Origin of the sequence: Ramlibacter aurantiacus, from assembly GCF_016722895.1 — a bacterium.
Taxonomy (GTDB): domain Bacteria; phylum Pseudomonadota; class Gammaproteobacteria; order Burkholderiales; family Burkholderiaceae_C; genus Ramlibacter; species Ramlibacter aurantiacus.
In genome coordinates this window covers 202,462-219,171 of sequence record NZ_JAEQNA010000001.1, presented here as the reverse complement: position 1 = coordinate 219,171, position 16,710 = coordinate 202,462, and the positions used below count along the sequence as shown (strand labels likewise).

The window sequence follows — 16,710 nt, the reverse complement described above, 5'->3', positions numbered from 1 at the left end:
GAGCATGGTTCCAGTCGCCGACGTGCGCACCTGGCTGCTCGGGCTGCAGCAGCGCATCACCGATGCCTGTGCCGCCGTCGATGGCGGCAGATCCTTCCAGGCCGACGCCTGGCACAAGCCGCCCGGCGAACGGCTGCAGGGCGACGGCATCACGCGCATCCTCGAAGGTGGCGACGTCTTCGAGCGCGCCGGCTGCGGCTTCTCGCAGGTGCGCGGGCCGGCCCTGCCGCCCTCGGCCACGCAGCACCGGCCCGAGCTCGCGGGTGCGCCCTTCGAGGCCATGGGCGTGTCGCTGGTCTTCCACCCCCGCAATCCCTATGTGCCCACCGTGCACATGAACGTGCGCATGATCGCCGCCATGCCCGCCTCGGGTGAGGCGGTGTGCTGGTTCGGCGGCGGCATGGACCTCACGCCCTACTACGGCTTCGAGGAAGACGCCCGGCACTTCCACGCCACCTGCAAGCAGGCGCTGGCCGGCTTCGGCGACGACAAGTACCCGCGCTTCAAGGCCTGGTGCGACGAGTATTTCTGCCTGCGCCATCGAGGCGAGCAGCGCGGCATCGGTGGCATCTTCTTCGACGACTTCGCCGAGCTCGGTCCCGAACGCAGCTTCGCCATGCTGCAGTCCGTGGGCGAGGCTTTCCTGCCGGCCTACCTGCCCATCCTCGAGCGGCGCCGCCAGTTGCCCTGGGGCGAGCGCGAGCGCGAGTTCCAGCTGATGCGGCGCGGCCGCTACGTCGAGTTCAACCTCGTCTGGGACCGCGGCACGCACTTCGGCCTGCAGTCGGGCGGACGCACCGAATCCATCCTCATGTCCATGCCGCCCCTGGCGAGCTGGGCGTACCGCCGCGAGCCCGAACCCGGTTCGCCCGAAGACGAGCTGGTGCGCCGCTTCCTCGTTCCCAGGGAGTGGGTTTGAGCGGCGCCGCGCGTTTGGCGCGCCGCCGGATCGGGATGTTCGGCGGCGCCTTCGATCCGCCGCACTGCGCGCACGTCGCCCTGGCCCGTGCCGCCGTCGAACAACTCGGCCTGGTCGAGTTGCGCGTGTTCCCCACCGGCCAGGCCTGGCACAAGGCGCGCGCGCTGTCGGACAACGCGCACCGGCTGGCCATGTCCGCTCTGGCCTTCGCCGCCGTGCCCCGTGCCGTGGTCGACGGCCGGGAGCTGCGGCGCAGCGGACCCACCTACACCGTGGACACGCTGCGCGAACTGCGCCAGGAGTACCCCGATGCCGAGCTCGTGCTGGTCATCGGGGCCGACCAGGCCGAAGCCCTGCACGGATGGCGCGAGAGCGCCGAGATTCCGCGGCTGGCGACCATCGCCATCGCCGAGCGGGCGCGTCCCGCGCAGGCGCCCATTCCCTTCGACGCCAGCCACGTACCCGGCGGTCACTGGGAGGCGGTCGAACTGCCCCCCATGCCCGTCAGCGCCACCGAAGTACGCCGCCGGGTGGCCGCGGCAGAGGATATCGCCCACCTCGTTCCCGACGGCGTGGCGCGCTATATTGAACAACACCATCTTTACCTGCCCACCTGATGAGCCAAGAAACCGCCGCCAAAAAAGACACCCAACGCCTGCAGCGTGCCATCGTCGAGGGCTTGGAGGACGTCAAGGCGCAGGACATCCAGGTCTTCAACACCGAGCATCTGTCGCCCCTGTTCGAGCGGGTGATCGTCGCCTCGGGCACCTCCAACCGCCAGACCAAGGCGCTTGCCGCCAGCGTTCGCGACGCCGTCCGTGAGGCCGGCTTCAACAAGCCCCGGATCGAGGGCGAGGAAAACGGCGAGTGGATCATCGTGGACTGCGGCGCCGCCGTGGCGCACATCATGCAGCCGGCCATCCGCAACTACTACCACCTCGAAGAGATCTGGGGTGAGAAGCCCGTGCGGCTGAAGCTCGGCGCGCCCAAGCCGGTCGCGTCGGGCCCTGCCAAGGCACCCGCCAAGGCTGCCGCCGGGAAGGCCGCGGGTGACAGCCCATCGCTGCGCCGCAGCAGCGCCGCCAAGAAGGCGGCCAAGGCCGCCGATGCGCAAGCGAAGGCCGCCAAGCAGGGGCCGGCCGCGAAGAAGTCCGCGCCTGCGAAGAAGGCCAGCGCGGCAAAGAAGGCTTCGCCTGCGAAGAAGGCGGCTGCTGCGAAGGCGCCGGCCAAGGCGCCCGCGAAAACGGCAGGCAAGTCTGCCGCCGCCAAGGCCCCGGCCAAGAAGGCGCCAGCCCGCAAGACGCCCGCGCGCGCATGAGGCTGTGCGTGGTGGCGGTGGGCCTGCGGGTACCCGACTGGGCGCAGACCGCGTGGGACGACTACGCCAAGCGCTTCCCGCCCGAACTCAAGCTGGAGCTGCGCCCGGTGAAGACCGAGCCGCGCGCCTCGCGCACCGGGCAAGCCGCCATGGCCGCCGAGCGTGAGCGCATCCAGGCCCAGGTTCCCAAGGGCGCGCGCATCGTCGCGCTCGACGAGCGCGGCACGGCCGTCACCACCCAGGCGCTGGCCGCCAAGCTCACCGACTGGCAGCTGGCCGGCGACGATGTGGCGCTGGTGATCGGCGGCCCCGACGGACTCGACCCGGCGTTTCGCGAGCAGGCGCACGAGCGGCTGCGCCTGTCCGACCTCACCTTGCCGCATGCCATGGTGCGCGTGCTGCTGGTCGAGCAGCTGTATCGGGCCTGGTCGATCAACGCCGGCCACCCCTATCACCGCGAATGAGCGTGTCGGCACCCCGTTTCATCTATCTCGCCTCGCAGAGTCCGCGCCGCCGCCAATTGCTCGAGCAAGTGGGGGTGCCGCACGAACTGCTGCTGGCCGATCCAGGCGAGGACACCGAATCGATCGAGGCCGTGGCGCCGGGTGAAGATCCGACGGCCTACGTGTGCCGCGTGACCGGGCTCAAGCTGCAGGCCGCGCTCGCGCGCCTGCGCGCCCGCGACCTGCCGCCGGCGCCGGTCTTGTGCTCGGACACCACCGTGGCCCTTGGCCAGCGCATCTTCGGCAAGCCGGCCGACGCGCAGGAGGCGGTGTCCATGCTGCGCGAGTTGGCCGGGGCCACCCACCGTGTGCTCACGGCCATCGCCATCGCGCACGACGGGCGCCAGCACCAGGCCGTGAGCGAATCCCGGGTCACCTTCGAGCCGCTCACCACGGCGCAGATCGAGCGCTATGTCGCCAGCGGCGAGCCGCTGGGCAAGGCCGGCGCCTACGCCATCCAGGGTCGCATGGCGCTGCACGTGTCCCACATCAGCGGCAGCTACTCGGGAATCATGGGCCTGCCGCTGTTCGAGACCGGGCAGCTGCTGCGCGCCGTGGGCTGGCCGTGCTGAGCGGCCCCGCGCACACCCTCGCGCCCGAGCGGCGGGGCCGGGGTTCTGACGTACATTGCAAGTCCGGACGGAACCCATGGGCGCGCAGCAGGACATCCTGATCAACTGGTCCCCGCAAGAGACGCGGGTCGCCATCGTCGAAAACGGCGCGGTGCAGGAGCTGCACGTGGAGCGCACGCTCGAGCGGGGCCTGGTCGGCAACATCTACCTGGGCAAGGTGGCTCGCGTGCTGCCGGGGATGCAGTCGGCCTTCATCGACATCGGGCTCGAGCGCGCGGCCTTCCTCCACGTGGCCGATGTCTGGCAGCGCCCCCCCGAGGGTGAGCCGCCGGGGCGCCCCGGCCAGCCCGTCGTCCCCATCGAGCGGCAGGTCTTCGAGGGCCAGGCCTTGATGGTGCAGGTGATCAAGGATCCCATCGGCACCAAGGGCGCGCGGCTGTCCACGCAGGTGAGCATCGCCGGGCGCCTGCTGGTTTTCCTGCCGCAGGACGATCACGTGGGCGTGTCGCAGAAGATTCCCGCGGCCCAGCGCGATGCCTTGCGCAATCGGCTGCAGGCGTTGGTGGGGCCTGGCGGTGGCGGGTTCATCCTGCGCACCAACGGCGAGGACGCCACCGATGCCGAGCTGGCTGACGACATCGCCTACCTGCGCAAGACCTGGGCTCGGATCCGCGAGGCCGCCGTCACCCTGCCGCCCGGTTCCCTGCTGCACCAGGACCTGAGCCTGCTGCAGCGGGTGCTGCGCGACCTGGTCGGCGAGGAGACGCAGACCATCCGCATCGACTCGCGCGAGCAGTTCGGGCTGCTGCAGGCCTTCGGCGAGGAGTTCATGCCGCAGGCCTTGTCGAGGCTGGCCCTGTACAAGGGCGAGCGGCCGATCTTCGACCTGTACTCCATCGACGACGAGATCACCCGCGCGCTCGGCCGGCGGGTGGACCTGAAATCGGGCGGCTACCTCATCGTCGACCAGACCGAGGCCCTGACCACGGTGGACGTGAACACCGGCGGCTTCGTGGGCGCACGCAACTTCGACGAAACCATTTTCAAGACCAACCTCGAAGCCGCCCAAGCCATCGCGCGGCAGCTGCGCCTGCGCAACCTCGGCGGCATCGTCATCGTCGACTTCATCGACATGAGTCGCACCGAGCACCGCGACGCGGTGCTGGCCGAGTTGCGCAAGCAGCTGGCGCGAGACAGGGTCAAGACCATGTGCGGCGGCTTCTCGCAGCTGGGGCTGGTGGAGATGACCCGCAAGCGCACGCGTGAATCGTTGGCGCACATGCTGTGCCAGCCCTGCCCCAGCTGCCAGGGCTCGGGCCAGGTGCGCACCGCCCGCACGGTCTGCTACGACATCCTGCGCGAGATCCTGCGCGAGGCGCGGCAGTTCAATCCGCGCGAGTACCGGGTGGTCGCGTCGCCGCGGGTGGTCGAACTGTTCCTCGACGAGGAGAGCCAGCACCTGGCGGGCCTGTCCGACTTCATCGGCAAGCCGATCTCGCTGCAAAGCGACAACGCCATGGGGCCGGAGCAGTACGACATCGTGCTGCTTTAGCGGTTCAACGTCCGGAACCCGGAACGTCCTTCACGAGGGAGGTGGGTCAGCCATCTCGCAACACGCTGAACTCGCGGAACAGCCTTGCTGGCAAGGACGTCCCGATCCGCCAGGTGATGCTCATCGGGCGATTCCCTTCCGAACTCTCCAGGCAGACGGGTCCGCAAGCCCGGTACGGTTCGGCCTTGCGGCCCCGCACGAACAGCTGGAACTGCCAGCCGTTCCAGCTGCTATCCAGGTAGCGTCGACCACCCGGCGTGTCGGGCCCGGCGCTGTTTTGCGATTGCCAGTGGAAGCGTTCCGCGCTGATCGCGTAGTCCCGGTAGGCGATGCGGTCGTGGTAGCCCTCGCTCTTGTCCAGGGTCACGAAGAGCAGTTCGGTCTTGCGCTGCGGCAGCGCCAGCACGCCGGCCTGGAAGGGGGTTCGGCGCTCTGCGGTGAGCCAGCCGACCGCCGTGAGAATTTCGCGGATGCCGTAGCGTGCGTGCAGGACCAGCGGCGTGTCTTCCAGGCCAGGCAGCGGCGTGGCGGGCAGCTGGCTGGATGCTTCGAGCCAGCTGCCTAGTTCGGCCAGATCTTCGACCACGGGAAAACTCGCGGCCAGGCGCTGCAGGAATGCCGCGGCTTCTCCCTTCTGCTCATGCCTGCCATCAATCTGGTAGGCCAGCATCTGCAGCAAGGCGCGGTCGCTTTCAGTGGTGTCTCCGCCGGCGTTCAACATCGCAGGCAAGCGGCGCAGCAGGGCCAGCCGGGCAGGATCATCCACATGCAACAGATCCGCCGCGCGGCGGCTGAAATACGCCTCTTCCAGGCCTGGTTCGCAGGCCAACAGCCCTGCGTCACGCTTCAGTGTCGTCCAGCCGCTGCGGGTGCCACCGGTGCCGGCTCGGTAGACGTCATCCAGCTCGATGGCCTGGTCCCGCAGAAAGTCGGCCAGGCACACCGCGGGGCGGCCGCGCAGGGTCGCGTAGCTCTGTAGTTCCGTCCTCAGTCGCCGCCAGCTCTGTTGCGTGAGTGTGCGCAGGCCGCCCAGCACCTGCTCCCGCGTCTGCTTTTGCAGGTGGATATGGCAACCGGGAGGCAGGCTGCCGAAGCCGTGCTCCACCGCATCGATCAACTCGCGACGGGTGAGACCGGTGATGGTGGACAGCAGGCGATCGAAGCGGAAATCGGCACGATGCTGGCCCACGAAGTCCAGGACCAGGCAGCTTTCCTTCTTCGGCGCCAGGCGCAGGCCGCGGCCGAGCTGCTGCTGGAACAGGACCGGGCTCTGCGTCGGGCGCAGCAGCAACAGGGTGTCCACCATGGGGAGGTCCACGCCCTCGTTGTAGAGGTCCACGGTGACCAGCGCGCAAAGCTCACCGTTGGCCAGGCGTTGCGGCGCGCGCCGGCGCTCGTCCGGCGGGGTGCTTCCCACGATGCATGCCGAAGGCAGGCCGGCGCGATTGAGCCAGCCCGTCATGAACTCGGCATGCGCCACGGACACGCAGAAGACCAGGGCCTTGGACTGCCCAGGCTGGGAGGCAAGGCGCATCCACTCCTTGACCACCAGCTTTGCGCGGACGTCGTTGGCGGTGACGAGTTTGTCGATCGCCTCGCGCTCGCCGGGTTGGTCCCAAGGCACCGACGAGAAGTCAGTTTCGTCGTCGCAGGCGTAGTACTCGAAGGGTGACAGCAGCTGCAGGTCCAGCGCGTGCCACAGGCGCATCTCGACGGCGGGACTGCCATCGGGGCGATGGTCGAAGTAGGGGGACAGCGGCTTGCCGTCGCTGCGCTCGGGCGTGGCCGTCAGGCCGAGCAGGATGCCGGGCTCGACGGCGCGCGCGAACGTATCGAAACGGTCGGCAGCCAGGCGGTGGCACTCGTCGACCACCACGGTGTGCCAATGCGCGGCACCCAAGGCGGCCACGAGATCACGGCTGGTGACGCTGTCGATCGTGGCGAACAAGTGGTCCTGCTGTTCGGGCTCGTGCGTGCCGGTGAGCAGGTCGCCGAAATCCGGGTCGCGCAGCACTTCCCGGTAGGTGCGCAACGCCTGGCGCAGGATTTCTTCTCGGTGTGCGACGAACAGCAGCCGTGGCCGGCCGCCGATCTGTCCGCAGGAAGCCCGATAGTCGAACGCCGCCACCACGGTCTTGCCGGTCCCGGTGGCAGCAACCAGCAGGTTGCGGTGACGGCCGTGCGCACGTTCGGTCGCCAGTTGTTCCAGCATGTCCTTCTGATAGGTCTTCGGCTGCAGGTCGAAGAAGCCCGACGCGATGAAGGCGCCATGCCCCGGGGCCCCGCCCGATTCACGCTGGATGGCTGCGGTGAGGGCCTGCCGGTGCGCGGCATCGTCGGGGTCGTAGCGCTGGAACTCGTTGTCAGCCCAAAGCGTTTCGAAGTGCGCCTCGGCACGCGTGAAGAGGGCCGCCTGGCCGCGCTGCGTGAGCTTCACCGTCCACTCCAGGCCCCCGGTCAGCGCCGCCCCCGTGAAGTTGGCACTACCGATGTAGGCCGAGCCGAAGCCGGTGTCGCGGTGGAACATCCAGGCTTTCGCGTGCAGGCGCGTACGGCGGCCATCCAGCGACACGCGCACCTCGCATCCCGGCAGGCGCGCCAGCTCGTCCAGCGCCCGGGCCTCGGTCGCACCGGTGTACGTGGTCGTGAGAATGCGGATGCGCAGGTCATGCAGGCCCACCTGGCCGCCCTGGGCAGTGACCTGCTGGAGCACGTCCTGCAGCTTGCGCACACCCGAGACGGTGATGAAGCTGACCAGGATGTCCACGCGCTCACTCGAGGCCAGTTCGCGGCGGATCTCCTGCAGCAAGGACGGCGACCCTTTGCCGGCGGTGAAAAGCCAAGGGCTGGCCAGGCCGAGCTGTGGCGGCGTTGGGCTGACCGGGGTGCGGTGTACGGCGCGCAGCAGGCGTGCGGGCGGTACAAGCAGGTCGATATGAGAGGCGGCCGCGTTGTTGCCGGAAGCGGACAGGAGCCGCTGTCGCAGCCACACCAGCAGCTCGTTCACCAGCGCCAGTTGCCGCTGGGCCGCTTCGGCACCTTCACCAGGCAGGTCGTCGAGCAATGCGGCGATCTGCCTGACCAGGCTGTCCGCCAGGATCTCCGCCGCACCGGCCGCCAGCGGCTGAACGAGGTGCCGCGCGGCGGCGTCACCGGCGAGCAGGCGCTCCAGGCTCTCGGAGAGCGGCAGGTCATACAGGCCCGACGGCAGGGAAGGCAGCGTCATCGTTCGGCGCTCCTCGCGTGGCGCTGCTCTAGAAAACGTCGCGGTCCAGCACCCGCGCGTACAGCCCCAGGTGACGCCGCGCGCATGCCACCGAGCTGAAGTGTTCCATCGCCCAGTCGCGACAGTCGCCCGGGCGGCACTGCCGGACCCGCTCGAGGGCCGCCGGAAAATCCTCATCGCGCTCGAAGGTCGCGCCCACGCCCTCGGGCACCAGTTCGGGCACCGATCCGCGGGGCGTGGCGATCACCGGGGTGCCGCTGATCAGGGCCTCGACCAGCACCAGGCCGAAGGGCTCGTCCCAGGCGATGGGAAAGAGCAGGGCGCTGGCTTCGGCCAGCATGCGGGCCTTGCGCGCACCGCCCACTTCGCCGGCGAAGCGGATCGACGGATGCAGGCTGTCCCACAGGCCACCGGTCTTGAGCAGGTCCAGCCGGTAGCCGCCGGCCACGGTGAGCTTCAGGTGGTTGGCCCGCGCCAGCCGAAGCGCGCGCGCCGCACCCTTGACGCGGCGGCGCACCTTGGAGAAGAACAGCAGGTGGTCCTGCTTGTCGGCGCGAAACTCGAACTCGCTCGGATCGACGCCGTTGTAGACGTACACGGGCAGGCGATGCCGGCGCGCGTGGTCGGCGCTGATGCCGATGGTGCGTGCCGGCAGGCGCTCGCCGGGGGCCGCGTTGCCGTGTAGCGTGAAGAGCCACGGGCGGGGGAAATCGTCGGGCGGAGGCCAGGCGTGGAAGTGGTAGATGTCCGCATCGGCGGGCAGCCGCTCGAGGGCCTGTGCGGCGCTGTCGGCGGGGATGAAGCGCACACCTGCCAGCCGGCTGCCCGACCGCGCAACCAGCGTCACCTCGTGCCCGGCCCGCAGGTACTCCTGCGCCAGCCACTGCACGATCCGTTCCGTGCCGCCGTAGAGGCGAACCGGGAGGCGGGCATTGGAAATCAGGCAGATGCGCATGGGCCGGCCGCAGGTCACCGCACCAGCCGGTAGTGCTTGTGGCTCAGGTCCCAGCCGAAGCTGCGCTCCAGCAGCATCGAGAGCCGGTGCTTGCGCTCGCGCCGCGTCAGGACGTGGTCGGGGTCCAAAGCGAATTCATGCTCGGCCTCGCGGGCGAGCCACTCCTGGATGACCGCCGGGTGCGTGCCGTCGAAAGGGCTCAGCGCGCGCGGGTCGATGCGACCGTAGGCACTCCGGGGGGCGGCCTTGCCCCAGTAGCGGCTGGTCTGCTCCAGCTTCTCCTGCATGTAGGCCTGCCGGCGCACATGACCGTAGTGGTAGATGTGCGCATCCGCCAGCGCGGCCCGGGGATAGGTGGGGCTGCGGTGGCGGTGGGTCACCAGCCAGTACTGCCCGTCGGGCGCGTAGCTTCGAATGGTGTTGCGGATCAGGCGGCACTCGCGTCGGTACCACGCCGGGCTGGTGGCCAGTTGCGAGGGCACGCCATAGAAATGGTAGTAGTCGAACACCAGCGCCTCGATCCGCGGGTCGCCATGGTGCCGGTCCACGCTGGCGCGGATGCGGCCGAGCTCGGCCTCGTGCACCAGTTCGTCGCCTTCGAGGTAGAACGCCCAGTCGCCGGTGCAGGCGTACTGCGCGATCATCTTCTGCTGCGCATAGACGAAGCCGCGATCGGCCATGCGTTCGTTCCACACGGTTTCGATGATGCGCAGCTTCGGGTCGCCAATGGCCTGCACGCGCGCCAGCGTGTCGTCGCTGCCGCGGCCGACCGCGACCACGAATTCATCGACCAGGGGCAGCAGCGATCGGATCGACTCGACGAACGGAAAGCCGAGCTGCACGCCGTTGCGGATGAAGGTGAATCCGCTGATGCTGGGGCGGCTGCCGGTCATGGCGGCTCCGGCGCTGCGTGGGGCACCAGCTCGTCGCTGTGGTGCAGTCGGCTGTAGAGCCCCCCGCGCGCGATCAAGTCGCCGTGGCTGCCCTGTTCGACGATGCGTCCGCGCTCCAGCACCACGATGCGATCCGCTTTCTCGATGGTCGAGAGCCGGTGCGCGATCACCAGCGTGGTGCGGCCGGTCATGACCCGCGCGAGCGCCTGCTGCACCAGCCGCTCGGACTCGTTGTCCAGCGCCGAGGTGGCTTCGTCCAGGATCAGGACCGGTGCGTCCTTGTACAGGGCGCGGGCGATCGCCAGCCGCTGGCGTTGTCCGCCGGACAGGGCCGAGGCGTTGTGCCCCAGCGGCGTGCGGATGCCCTCGGGGAGGGTGGCCACGTGGTCCGACAGATTGGCCGCTTGCAGGCAGGCCCAGACCCGATCGTCGTCCACCGGCTGGCCCAGCGCCACGTTCTCGGCGATGGATTCGTTGAGCATGACCACGTCCTGGCTGACCATGGCGATTTGCCGGCGCAGGTCCTGCACGCGCAATTCGGCGATGTCGATGCCATCGAGCAGCACGCGTCCACTAGCCGCGGTGACGAACCGCGGCAGCAGGTTGGCCAGCGTGGTCTTGCCGCCACCGGAGGGGCCCACCAGGGCCACGGTTTCCCCCGGCATCACCGACAGGGCCACCTGGTCCAGCGCCGGTGCGGTGTCGGCGCCATAGCGCACCGTCACGCGGTCGAAGTCGATGCGGCCGCGCGCGCGTTCCAGGGGAACCGTTCCCCCGTGTTCCATGGCCAGGCGGTCGATGAAGTCCAGCCCGCGGTTGATGGCGGCCAGGCCGCGCGAGATCGGGTTGGAAACCTCGGACAGCCCCTTGAGCGGTGCGATCAGCATCAGCATGGCCGTGATGAACGAGACGAAGCTGCCTACCGTCTCGCCGGAGCTGCGGCTTTGCCACAGCGCCAGCGCGATGACCGCCGACAGCGTGGCGGCGGCCAGCAACTGCGTCAGCGGCGTCATGGCGCCGGCCGAGGCCGATGCCTTCATGTTCAGCTGGCGCAGGGTATTGCTCAGGCCCGCGAAGCGCCCGGCCTGGTGCGCCTGCGCGCCGTGCAGCCGCACCACGCGCTGGGCCAACACGTTCTCCTCGATCACGTAGGCCAGGCGCTCGGTCGCATCGGCGCTTTGCGTGGTCATGCGGTACATGCGGCGGGTGAAGGTGCGCATGACCCAGGCGACGGTGGGAAACAGCACCAGCACGAACAGCGACAGCTGCCAGTTCAGCACCAGCAGGAAGATCAGTAGCGCCAGCAGCGTGAGGCTGTCCTTGACCATGCTCAGCACGCCATACACCAGCTGCGTCACGCCGGCCTGCACCTCGTAGACGATCGTGTTGGACAGCTCGCTGGCCGACAGGCTGGAGAGGTCGGCCAGCTCGGCGCCCTGCATGCGCTCGAACATCACCCGCCGCAGCTTCATCACGCCGTCGTTGGCGATCTTGGCCAGCGACATCTTGGCGATGAACACCGCCAGCCCGCGCAGCGCGAACAGCAGGATCAACACCACCGGCACCAGCCACAGCGGGATGCGGCTTTGGCCGAAGCCGTGGTCGAGCAAGGGGCCCAGCAGGGCGGGCACCAGCGGCTCGGTGGCGGCGGCGATGACCGTTGCCACCGCGGCGACCACCCAGGGCCAGCGTTGCTGTCCGAAGTAGGGCCGCATGCGGGCCCATGCTTGGCGCACCGTGCCGCGCTTGATCACGGCAGTTCCTCTTCCAGGGTGGGCAGCAGCGCCAGGTCGGCGGCGGCCCACTTGCGCTCCAGCGGAATCAATTGCCCGGCATCCGCGAAGGGCGTGCGCTTGCCGCGCAGGGTCAGGCGGATGTAGTGGTGCACGAAGCAGTCGAGGACGATGTGCACGTCGCGGATGTCGCCGTGCGACAGCCTGCGCTTGGCCACCCGCAGGTACAGGTCGAAGTCGGCGGCCTGGATCCGCTCGTCCCACAGGCCGATCTTGTCGAGGGCGGCGCGCCGCATGGCGACCGTGTTGCCCACGAAACCGTTCAGGACCTGTCCCTTGAAACGTCGCTGCCGGTCGGCGCAGAACGCCTTCCAGTCGGGGTACATCAGCCGGTGCATCAGCGCCAGCTGTGAGCGGCTGGTCCCGAATACACGGGCCATCCAGGTGATCCGCTGCCAGCGGCGGCGCAACGCGCGCGTGGCTGCAGCGGTTTCGATGCGCTCGATGCCGCAGCTGGTGGCCACGTCGAGGTCGTGCTCGCGCATGCTCGCCAGCAGCGCCTGGTCCCAGCCGGGGGAGGGGATGACGTCGTTGTTCATGAACACCAGCCAATCACCCCGGGCCCGGGCGATTCCCTGGTTCTGGCTTCGGGGGTATGACAGGTTGTCCTGGTTGCGTATCACGCGGGCGCCGGCGCGCTCCAGCCATGAGCCGCTGCCATCGCGGGAGGCGTTGTCGATGATGATCAGTTCATAGGGTTGGCGCGTCGCCGCCTTGAGCTGCTGCATGAACAGCTGGTTCATCGGCAGCTGGTTGTGGACGGCCGTGATGACGCTGATCATCGGCCGCCTCGTGCGGCCGCCGCTTGCAGGGCCGGCCCGGCGAGCAGCAGCAGGACGAGCGTATGCACGTGGCCGGGCACCATGTCCACCACGTAGGAGTTGGCCGCCAGGTTCGGCAGCACCGCGGCGAGGTAATAGGCCATGAGCTTGCGCTCGCCGGGATGGCCACCGGTGCAGCGCCACGCGGAGACCAGCGTGAGCAGGTACAACGCCAGTCCGACGGCTCCCAGCGAGCCCCATACATAGAGGTATTCGTTGTGCGGGTTGCCGTGCCGCGGCGCCAGGCTGGTGGGGTCCGAATCGATCTTCAGGTAGCGTCCCAGGTAGCTGGACACCGAGGTGCCGACCCACGGCGACTCGATCACGATCTGCTGGGCCACGGTCCAGAAATGCAGCCGCTCGGACTCGGAGGTCTGCTGCTTGTTCCGCTCCTGGGGGCTGGCCAGGATGAATTGCTCCGAGCCGTCCACGACGCGCTGCAAGGCGTGGCGGGCCGGGCCCAGGGCTGCCAGCGTCAGCACCACCGCGATGCAGGCGGCGCCGACCATGGCCGTGCGGCCCTTCAGGTGTCGGCGGTTCAGCACCGCGAAGGCGAACGCGCAGACCAGGAATCCCAGCTGGCTGCTGCGCCTCATCGAGCTCACGAACAGAGCCAGCGTGCACAGCGCGGCCAGCAGGATCAGCCATCGGCGCCGCTGCGGATGGTCGATCACGTGCTGCAAGGACCCGAAGATCACCACCAGCAGGACCGGGCCTGCGAGATTCGGCGCGCGCTTGACCAGGCTGGCCATCATCGGGTCCAGGCCCAGCGGCCACAGGGCATCCGGCGACACATAGCCGGGGTAGGGCATCTGCCCGGTGAGCGCGAACACCGACAGCGTGAGCAGGGCGAAGGCGGCCAGCCCGCCCACGCCCGCCTTCAACACGGCTTGCCGCACCTGGGGCGCGAGGAACAGCGGCGCCCACAAGGCAATGAACAGCAGGGTGCGAAACGAGGCCACGGACTGCAGCACCTGCTGCGGCGCGGCTGCAGCCAGCGCATCGCGAAGTGCGATCCAGCCCACCAGGACGAGGCAGGACCACAACAGTGGATGCTTCAGCAGTTGGAGCGGCCGCATGCGGGCCCAGATCCAGACCGCGGCCGCCGAGACGAGCACGGCCATGATGTTGGTCAGCGCCGTCGAGAACAGCACGGCCAAGGTGAAGAACGCCAGGAGCGGGCCGACCCACTGGGGGAGCCGAGCCGGCATCGGAGCGGCCGGGCTCTCAAGGTCATACGGGATCACGCTCATGGGGCCGCAAGTGTAATTTGCCCGGGCCGGTGCCCTGCCGTACGCGAGGTCGGCCGTTGCGCGAGCCGTTCGGCGGCTCTGCAGTGCAGCAAAAGATGCGATCATCGCCAGCGCTATGACACGCACGCATTCCTTGCTTTCCCGCCGCCAGGTCTTGCTGGCGCCCGCAGGCATTTGCTTGTCCGCCCCGGCACTCGCCCAGTTCAGGGTCGAGGTGACCGGGGTGGGATTGACGCAGTTGCCCATCGCCATCGCGCCCTTCCGAGGTGAAGACGCGGCGCCACAGCGCATCTCCGCCATCGTGCGCGCCGACCTGGAGCGCAGCGGGCGATTCAGGCCTGTCGCGACCGGCGCCGGCACGCTGGACGAGACCTCGCGCCCCGACCTTGCGCCGCTGCGGCAGGGCGGGGCCGACGCCCTCGTCACCGGCAGTGCCACGCGCCTGGCCGATGGTCGCTGGGATATCCGCTTCCGCCTGTGGGACGTGGTGCGCGGGCAGGACTTCGGCGGCGAGAGCTACGCCGTGGTGGCCGGCGACCTGCGCCTGGCGGCGCATCGCATCTCCGACTTCATCTACGAGAAGCTCACGGGTGAACGCGGTGTGTTCTCCACCCGCATCGCCTACGTGACGCGCGGCGGCAATCGCTACAACCTCTGGGTGGCCGATGCCGACGGCGAAAACGCACAGTCGGCCCTGACCAGCCCCGAGCCGATCATCTCGCCCGCCTGGTCGGCCAACGGAACCCAGTTGGCGTATGTGTCCTTCGAGTCGCGCAAGCCGGTCGTGTACGTGCACGAAGTGGCCAGCGGACGTCGCCGGCTGCTGGCGAACTTCCGCGGCTCCAACAGCGCCCCGGCCTGGTCACCCGACGGCCGCATGCTGGCTGTCACGCTCAGTCGCGAAGGTGGCTCCCAGCTCTACACCATCGATGCCGGCGGCGGCGAGCCGCGGCGCCTGCTCCAGTCGGCGGGCATCGACACCGAACCCGCGTTCTCGCCCGATGGCAAGTCCATCTATTTCGTGAGCGACCGCGGCGGATCGCCGCAGATCTACCGCACCCCGGCGGGCGGTGGCGGGGTCGAGCGGGTGACCTTTACGGGGAGTTACAACATCTCCCCGGCCTTGAGTCCCGATGGCCGATGGCTCGCCTACATTTCGCGCGTTGGAAATGGCTACAAATTGCACGCGATGGAACTGGCCACCGGCACGGTGACAGCCATCACCGATACCACGTCGGACGAGAGCCCGAGTTTTGCGCCGAACAGCCGGCTGGTCGTCTACGCCACCCGGCAAGGCGGGCGTGACGCGCTGATGACCACCACCATCGACGGCAAGATCAAGGCGCGCCTGGCAGGCCAGGAGGGCGACATCCGCGAACCCGACTGGGGCCCGTACGCGCGCTGAAAGAACCACCCACATCCGCATCCCCAGACCCATACAAGGAGTTATCCCGATGATGAAGAAGCACACCTGGTTGTCACTCATGCTCGCAGTCCTGCTGACCGCCTGCAGTTCCGCCGTCAAGCTCGATGACGTGCCGGTGGTCGATCGCTCGGCGACCGACACGGCCGGCCGCGCGGGCCAGACGCCTGGCGGCGGCGCAGGCACCGGCACCGGGGTCGGTCCCGGCGCAAGCGGGCAAAGCCGTGTGGCCCCGGTGGCCGTGGACGACAGCGCGAGCCGCGCGCCTGGCCCGCAGAACGTCGGCCGCGTGATCCTCTTCGATTACGACAGCTTCGTGGTCAAGCCCGAATACGCGCCCGTGCTCGAGGCGCACGCCAACTACCTCAAGACCAACAACTCGCGGCGCATGACCATCGAGGGGCATACCGACGAGCGTGGCGGGCGTGAATACAACCTGGCCCTGGGCCAGAAGCGTTCCGAGGCCGTGCGCCGCTCGCTGGTGCTGCTGGGTGTTCCGGACAACCAGCTCGAGGCGGTGAGCTTCGGTGAAGAAAAGCCGGCCGATCCGGGCCTGGACGAAGGCGCCTTCGCTAAGAACCGTCGCGCCGAACTGGCCTACCGCTGATGACGACGCCCCGTGCAATCCTGGCATCCGTGACGCTGGGCATGGCGGCGCTCACGTCCGGCGGCGCCCACGCCCAGCTCTTCTCGGACGACGAGGCGCGCCGCGCCATCATCGATATCCGGCAGAGGCTGGAGGGCCAGCGCGTCCAGCTCGAGCAGCAAGCGGCGCAGCAGGCGGACCTGTTGCGCCGTGCCTCCGAGGAAAACAGCCAGCTGCGCCGCAGCCTGCTGGACCTGCAGACGCAGATCGAGACCCTGCGTGGGGAACTGGCGCGCATGCGTGGCCAGGACGAGCAGCTGGCCCGCGACATTTCCGAGGTTCAGCGCCTGCAAAAGGACATGGCGGTGGCCATCGAGCAGAGGTTGCAGCGCTTCGAGCCGGTCGCGGTCAATGTGGACGGCGCGCAGTTCAGCGCCCAGCCCGACGAACAGCGCGCCTTCGAGGCGGCGCTCGCCACGTTCCGGCGCGGCGAATTCCCGCAGGCGCAGGCGGCGTTCTCGTCCTTCGTGCGCCGGTATCCGCAGAGCGGCTACCAGCCGTTGGCCCTGTTCTGGCTGGGCAATGCGCAATACGGCACCCGGGACTGCAACGGCGCCATCGAGACCTTCCGGTCCTTGCTGCAGGTGGCGCCCAACCACCCGCGCGCGCCCGAGGCCGTGCTGTCGATCGCCAATTGCCAGCTCGAACTCAAGGACGTGGCCGCGGCACGCGGAACCCTCGACAACCTCGTCAAGGCCTACCCGCAGTCCGAGGCCGCATCGGCTGCCCGCGAGCGCCTGACGCGACTGCCCGAGCCGGCCCCCGCGCCGGCGCCGGCACCGGCTCCCCGCGCACCAGCCAGGCGGTGACCAGCCTGGACGTCGGCATCGACCTGC

Annotated in this window: 15 protein-coding genes; 9 read left to right on the top strand and 6 right to left on the bottom strand. The window is 69.1% G+C overall.

The features are described from left to right. Positions 1-4: 4 nt before the first annotated feature. The 6 genes from hemF (at position 5) to rng (ending at position 4,864) form a co-directional block, all read left to right on the top strand. Positions 5-919, top strand: coding sequence for an oxygen-dependent coproporphyrinogen oxidase (hemF, locus tag JI739_RS01075; protein WP_201681995.1), 915 nt, complete (start codon positions 5-7; stop codon positions 917-919). Further along, positions 916-1,536, top strand: coding sequence for a nicotinate (nicotinamide) nucleotide adenylyltransferase (nadD, locus tag JI739_RS01070; protein WP_255520150.1), 621 nt, complete (start codon positions 916-918; stop codon positions 1,534-1,536). Before hemF ends, nadD begins: the two co-directional genes overlap by 4 nt. Next, entirely contained in the window at positions 1,536-2,237 is a 702-nt protein-coding gene (gene rsfS / locus JI739_RS01065) for a ribosome silencing factor (RefSeq protein WP_201681994.1), read from the top strand. The genes nadD and rsfS overlap by 1 nt, the downstream gene beginning before the upstream one ends. Further along, positions 2,234-2,701 (top strand): 23S rRNA (pseudouridine(1915)-N(3))-methyltransferase RlmH, encoded by a 468-nt coding sequence (rlmH, locus tag JI739_RS01060; RefSeq protein ID WP_201681993.1) that lies wholly within the window; start codon positions 2,234-2,236, stop codon positions 2,699-2,701. Before rsfS ends, rlmH begins: the two co-directional genes overlap by 4 nt. Further along, complete coding sequence (locus JI739_RS01055; protein ID WP_201681992.1) at positions 2,698-3,312, top strand: Maf family protein; 615 nt, start codon at positions 2,698-2,700, stop codon at positions 3,310-3,312. The genes rlmH and JI739_RS01055 overlap by 4 nt, the downstream gene beginning before the upstream one ends. Positions 3,313-3,388: 76 nt before the next feature. Further along, positions 3,389-4,864, top strand: coding sequence for a ribonuclease G (gene rng / locus JI739_RS01050; RefSeq protein ID WP_201681991.1), 1,476 nt, complete (start codon positions 3,389-3,391; stop codon positions 4,862-4,864). Between the two features lie 46 nt (positions 4,865-4,910). On the opposite strand, the gene JI739_RS01045 is transcribed toward rng, so the two are convergent. The 6 genes from JI739_RS01045 to JI739_RS01020 are packed head-to-tail and all read right to left on the bottom strand — an operon-like array spanning position 4,911 to position 13,805. Further along, positions 4,911-8,090, bottom strand: coding sequence for a DEAD/DEAH box helicase (locus tag JI739_RS01045; RefSeq protein ID WP_201681990.1), 3,180 nt, complete (start codon positions 8,088-8,090; stop codon positions 4,911-4,913). Positions 8,091-8,118: 28 nt separating this feature from the next. After that, on the bottom strand, positions 8,119-9,045 hold the full coding sequence (locus JI739_RS01040; RefSeq protein WP_201681989.1) for a glycosyltransferase: 927 nt from the start codon (positions 9,043-9,045) through the stop codon (positions 8,119-8,121). A gap of 14 nt (positions 9,046-9,059) precedes the next feature. Next, positions 9,060-9,938, bottom strand: coding sequence for a glycosyltransferase family protein (locus JI739_RS01035; RefSeq protein ID WP_201681988.1), 879 nt, complete (start codon positions 9,936-9,938; stop codon positions 9,060-9,062). Next, complete coding sequence (gene msbA / locus JI739_RS01030) at positions 9,935-11,653, bottom strand: lipid A export permease/ATP-binding protein MsbA (protein WP_201683259.1); 1,719 nt, start codon at positions 11,651-11,653, stop codon at positions 9,935-9,937. Before msbA ends, JI739_RS01035 begins: the two co-directional genes overlap by 4 nt. Positions 11,654-11,688: 35 nt before the next feature. Further along, complete coding sequence (locus JI739_RS01025; protein ID WP_201681987.1) at positions 11,689-12,513, bottom strand: glycosyltransferase family 2 protein; 825 nt, start codon at positions 12,511-12,513, stop codon at positions 11,689-11,691. Continuing rightward, on the bottom strand, positions 12,510-13,805 hold the full coding sequence (locus JI739_RS01020; protein ID WP_201681986.1) for an O-antigen ligase family protein: 1,296 nt from the start codon (positions 13,803-13,805) through the stop codon (positions 12,510-12,512). The genes JI739_RS01025 and JI739_RS01020 overlap by 4 nt, the downstream gene beginning before the upstream one ends. 115 nt (positions 13,806-13,920) lie before the next feature. Between JI739_RS01020 and tolB the strand changes: the two genes are divergently transcribed. From tolB to ybgF, 3 genes are read left to right on the top strand one after another with little or no spacing between them, the layout of a single operon-like run. After that, complete coding sequence (gene tolB, locus JI739_RS01015; RefSeq protein ID WP_201681985.1) at positions 13,921-15,210, top strand: Tol-Pal system beta propeller repeat protein TolB; 1,290 nt, start codon at positions 13,921-13,923, stop codon at positions 15,208-15,210. A gap of 52 nt (positions 15,211-15,262) precedes the next feature. Further along, positions 15,263-15,835, top strand: coding sequence for a peptidoglycan-associated lipoprotein Pal (gene pal / locus JI739_RS01010; protein WP_201683258.1), 573 nt, complete (start codon positions 15,263-15,265; stop codon positions 15,833-15,835). Beyond that, positions 15,835-16,683: a tol-pal system protein YbgF gene (ybgF, locus tag JI739_RS01005; protein WP_201681984.1), complete on the top strand. Its 849-nt coding sequence runs from the start codon at positions 15,835-15,837 to the stop codon at positions 16,681-16,683. Before pal ends, ybgF begins: the two co-directional genes overlap by 1 nt. Positions 16,684-16,710: the final 27 nt, after the last annotated feature.